The organism is Lactobacillus fornicalis, from assembly GCF_055362665.1.
The window spans coordinates 1-4171 of the sequence record NZ_JBLTIM010000058.1; the positions used below are offsets into that span (position 1 = coordinate 1).

The following is a 4171-nucleotide window of genomic DNA, read 5'->3' on the forward strand; positions in this document are numbered from 1 at the left end:
CCCTATCGACTATGGGGTACACCCGTTCGGTTGGTAATCAATTTATAGCCCTTTGAACTTGTAACGGTTTATAACGGTGGGTAATACCCCAGCTTGTGGATTTTTTCGTGGCATGGTTTACACAATGCTTGTAAGTTGTTGTAATCTAATCTATATGAATAGTTGTTATATACATCTTTTATATGATGAACATCAGTAGACAAACTATATATATTATTTTTTAAACACCTTTCACATAATGGATTCCGTGCAAGCTTTAAGCTTCTTAAATCTCTCCAAGCCTTTGACTGGTAAAACTTTCTATAGTTTCTTGTTGCTTTTCTGTTCATCCTTATATGGTCGTATTGTCTAGAATAATAATTAATGTGCTTCTTACAATATTTATATTTGACGCTTATTAAAGCATTACAACCGCTTTTATTGCATTTGTGTAGTATCATATATAAACACCCTTAAACCGTTTAAAACACTTTTTATAGCCTTATAAGGCTATTGCCTTTTTAAGGTATATAAGCATAGTACTATATATAAAAGCTTTAAAAGTACTAAAAAAGTACCAACTTAAAAGACTCAAACAGTTGCACGATGGTTATATTTAAATAGATGTAAATATAACTGCATACATATATGTAAGATTGTTGAAACTTAAACAGTTGAAAGAATTCAATTAAAAAAATAAACATAAAAAAATAGACCACTAGCACAATAAAAAAAGTCTAGTAGTCTATATAGTTATACATATATAAGGCAGTCAAAGGCTCAAGGCTTGACGCCTTAAAAAGAAAAATGATACCATAATAAAAAGGGCTAAGCCTTTAAGCCTAGCCCCTTATAACTGCTATTTTACCATTTTAAAAATTACTAAGATTTGTGTTATTATGATCAGTAATTTTATAACAATATCTAAGCAGTTTTTTATAACGGCTATTCTATAGCCGTTTTTATTTTTGCTTTTTTTCTTTGTCATTGTCTTGCTCCTTTCTAGTAAGGTTGTTCCTTAACCTTACATATATTATAGTAATATAATCACGTTTGAAAGTCAATATAAAAATAATAAAAAAAGCGCTATTTTTTGCGCTTTTCTGAAGAAACTATATAACCAAATAAAGAAACCAATAAAGCTATTATAATTATATCCATTGTTTAACTCCTTCTAATTTAATGCAATTGTTGCGCCGTCGCTTTTGCCGTCCTTGTCAATGTTTGCGCCTATATCAGTAAGTACTTTTTTCTTAGTATTAACTTTTATAATTATTTGACCGTCGTTATATTTTTTATATTTTATTTTAGTGTTTTTGTCAATTTTAACAGTTTTATATTCCGTATCAGCTTCAACCCGTGGGGCTAGATAGGTATATAATGCCCCTAGCATTACAACAATTAAACCGCCTAAAATTACTAATTTTTTCATTTTTTCTAGCCCCTTTTTATTTCAACTTCATACCAACCATTAACATTATAAAAAACTTCTGTTTTCTCTGATAAAAGTATTTTAGCCGCTTCATTAAGATTAATTTTTAAATAGTCGCTTAATTCATAAATAGCAGAATAACCATCACTAGGATACATGTAAATATATCCATCTTCGTTATATGGTTCCCCGTCGGTCCAGCCAGAAAACACCCCGCTAGTTTTTTCTTCGATTAAGTCCCCTAATTTTAAATATTTAAATTTATCCATTTTAGAACTCTCCCCATGTTTCTGCTTCTTCTTTTGTCAATGAAATAACTTCTTTTTGAACATTGAACGTGTGAGAGTCTAGCCACTTGCCTAATTTTAGGCGGTAAAGTGTTTCATTATTGTAATAATATATTTTTTTCAAAGCGTTAAAAGCGTCGCGTTCATCTGCAAGCTGCCAAATTGAACAGTCATTTGATTTTTTTACAATCAAATAAGTTACATCGTTGTATAATTCTGCATAGGCCAATTTATTATTTATTAAATTATAATCATAACCGCCGCTTTTTGTTTTAAATTTGTAAACTGTTCTAATATAAAAGCCCTTTTCTTGTGCCGCTTCTTGAATTTGTTCAATGTTGGCAGTCTTTAAATTCAACCCCGTTAAATTCTTTAAAACGTTGTTAACAACCGCCCCGCCCTTTTTTTTAGGGTTGAACTTGTAAAATTTAAAGCCGTTAACATTCTTCAAATCTAAGTAATTGTATTTTTCTACTAATTTTTGCATAAAAATAACCCTTTCTATAGGGCTTTACAATTCGAAACTATTTAACTATAATTAAATAGTCTTATTAATTATAAAACCCGTAACACTTTTATATTTTTAAGGCGTTGCCTATAAGGTATTACCAGTACCTTATAGGCTTTTTCTTTTGCCTTACATGATTATAATATCATGATAACTTTAAAACGTCAATATATATTTTAAATATTTTTTTGTTTTAGTTCTTTTTCACGATTCAAAATTATTTCTTTTACTTCCCTCAGTTCTTTTAAATTTGCATGACGACGCAAATAAGTTTTACATTGTGCAAATGGTCGCCGTTCGTTGTTTTTCTCCCTTAGTTTTTGAGCTTCTTTATCACCAGCTTCGGCCCTTGCTTTTACCCGCGCGCGGTATTCCCTTGATTTTTGGGCGCGGTACTTTCTCACTTCTTCGGGGTTGTTCCAATCTATTGTCACTAGTCCCACCCCTTCACTGATTTTTGAATCACTTCAAACAATTCCGGGCATTCTGTTTTGATTTGATCAATTAAACCATTTAAGGCCGCTTCTTGCCCGTACGTATCACAAATATTACTCTGTAAGTTTATTACTTTATTATTAGTATTTATATTTGCCAAGAATTTTATTTTATCATTAGTAATTTTAGATTTACTAATTACCGCACTAATTACATTTTTAGTATTCTTTTTTAGTTCTTTTTCATTAAAAACATAATTAGTAATATTACCGCTATGTTGCACGCTTACACGGTTCACACGATTATAATTTGATTGTAATGTATCTAAGATTAACATTTTTTTACCTTCCTTTTTTCGTTTTAACATTAACTTTATACTTATACTTTAAAACGTGAATACAACTTTGTCAATACTTTTTAAAAATATTTTTTTGCCTTATTTTCAAGGGTTGAAGCCTTATATAGTAGAAAACTATCCAAAAAATTATAAAAGCATGTTATAAAGTAAGTAGCTTCAAGGGGTTAGCAACGTTTTAAAAAGTGTTTATAATATACCTTTTAGCGTTATAAATATATTTCTTACTTTAAGTAATAAAAAACTTTTAGACCCCTTTTTTAATTTTTGTCTTTTGCTTAGCTACGTTCGAGCCTGTATACGCGCGCGCGTAAGTGAACGAAAAGCAATTCAATCGTAAACAAAAAACTGATATCCTGTTGTGATATCAGTTTTTATTTTATTGTTTCTATATTTATAATTCATTGCTAACTGTAACTGCTAAGTAACTGAATAAAATACCGAATAATCAGATTAACGCTAGGCTACTAAAATATTTATTAAATACTACAGTTAACTGCAATTATATTTATTGTCGTTAATTAAATAGCCTAATAATATATTTGATTAATTTAGGCACTTCTATTAGATATCTCTCCAGAAGCCATTAATGTAAATTAATAAACCAGATTACTATAAATAACAAAAAAAGAAATAGGACCATACATTTTTTTCTGTATGATCCTATTTTTTGCTTATTCGGTAAATAATGTTTTTTGGATTTCCCTTGGAGGCACATTAATTATATCATAGTCGCTTATTTCGGCGGTCTGACGCCATTTTACGACAAGCTAATATGATTATAGTACCTACGAAAATTATAGCCATAAAAGCTAAGTAAACTAAGAATAAAGCTAAACCAATTGCTAGAATCAGTTCTAATATTCTTAAGGTTAAACTCCAAAAAGCTAATCCTAGTAACATAAAAATATATCTTCTCCTAACCGAAAAAATCAGAAAATCGAGTTTCGGTCTATTTTATTTTTCAAAATAGCAACCCATCTTAAAATCTGGATTGGGATTTTCAGTCTATTTCTTAAAAACAATACCCTAGCCCTTTTAATAAGGGGTTGGGATTACCAGCCTAATTCTTTTCTTAAAGTTTCTAAAAAATGATTTCTTTTGTAATACAAATTCGTTCTAGAAATGTGTAAATGATCTGCCACCCCTTCTAAAGTAAGGTTGGGATTTCTTTG

Annotated in this window: 6 protein-coding genes; all 6 read right to left on the minus strand. The window is 29.8% G+C overall.

Annotated elements, in window-relative coordinates; genetic code table 11:
* Window positions 1-68: 68 nt before the first annotated feature.
* Complete coding sequence (locus tag ACNDLV_RS07870) at window positions 69-440, minus strand: HNH endonuclease signature motif containing protein (RefSeq protein WP_331275890.1); 372 nt, start codon at window positions 438-440, stop codon at window positions 69-71.
* A 713-nt stretch (window positions 441-1153) separates the two neighbouring features.
* Complete coding sequence (locus tag ACNDLV_RS07875) at window positions 1154-1411, minus strand: hypothetical protein (RefSeq protein ID WP_269254313.1); 258 nt, start codon at window positions 1409-1411, stop codon at window positions 1154-1156.
* A 5-nt stretch (window positions 1412-1416) separates the two neighbouring features.
* Window positions 1417-1680, minus strand: coding sequence for a hypothetical protein (locus ACNDLV_RS07880; protein WP_269254314.1), 264 nt, complete (start codon window positions 1678-1680; stop codon window positions 1417-1419).
* A 1-nt stretch (window position 1681) separates the two neighbouring features.
* The gene (locus ACNDLV_RS07885; RefSeq protein WP_269254315.1) at window positions 1682-2185 is read right to left on the minus strand and encodes a hypothetical protein; all 504 of its coding nucleotides are present in this window, start codon (window positions 2183-2185) and stop codon (window positions 1682-1684) included.
* Between the two features lie 197 nt (window positions 2186-2382).
* Window positions 2383-2640, minus strand: a complete 258-nt coding sequence (locus ACNDLV_RS07890) for a hypothetical protein (protein WP_269254316.1) — start codon at window positions 2638-2640, stop codon at window positions 2383-2385.
* Window positions 2640-2978: a hypothetical protein gene (locus tag ACNDLV_RS07895; protein WP_048598069.1), complete on the minus strand. Its 339-nt coding sequence runs from the start codon at window positions 2976-2978 to the stop codon at window positions 2640-2642. The genes ACNDLV_RS07890 and ACNDLV_RS07895 overlap by 1 nt, the downstream gene beginning before the upstream one ends.
* Window positions 2979-4171 lie beyond the last annotated feature (1193 nt).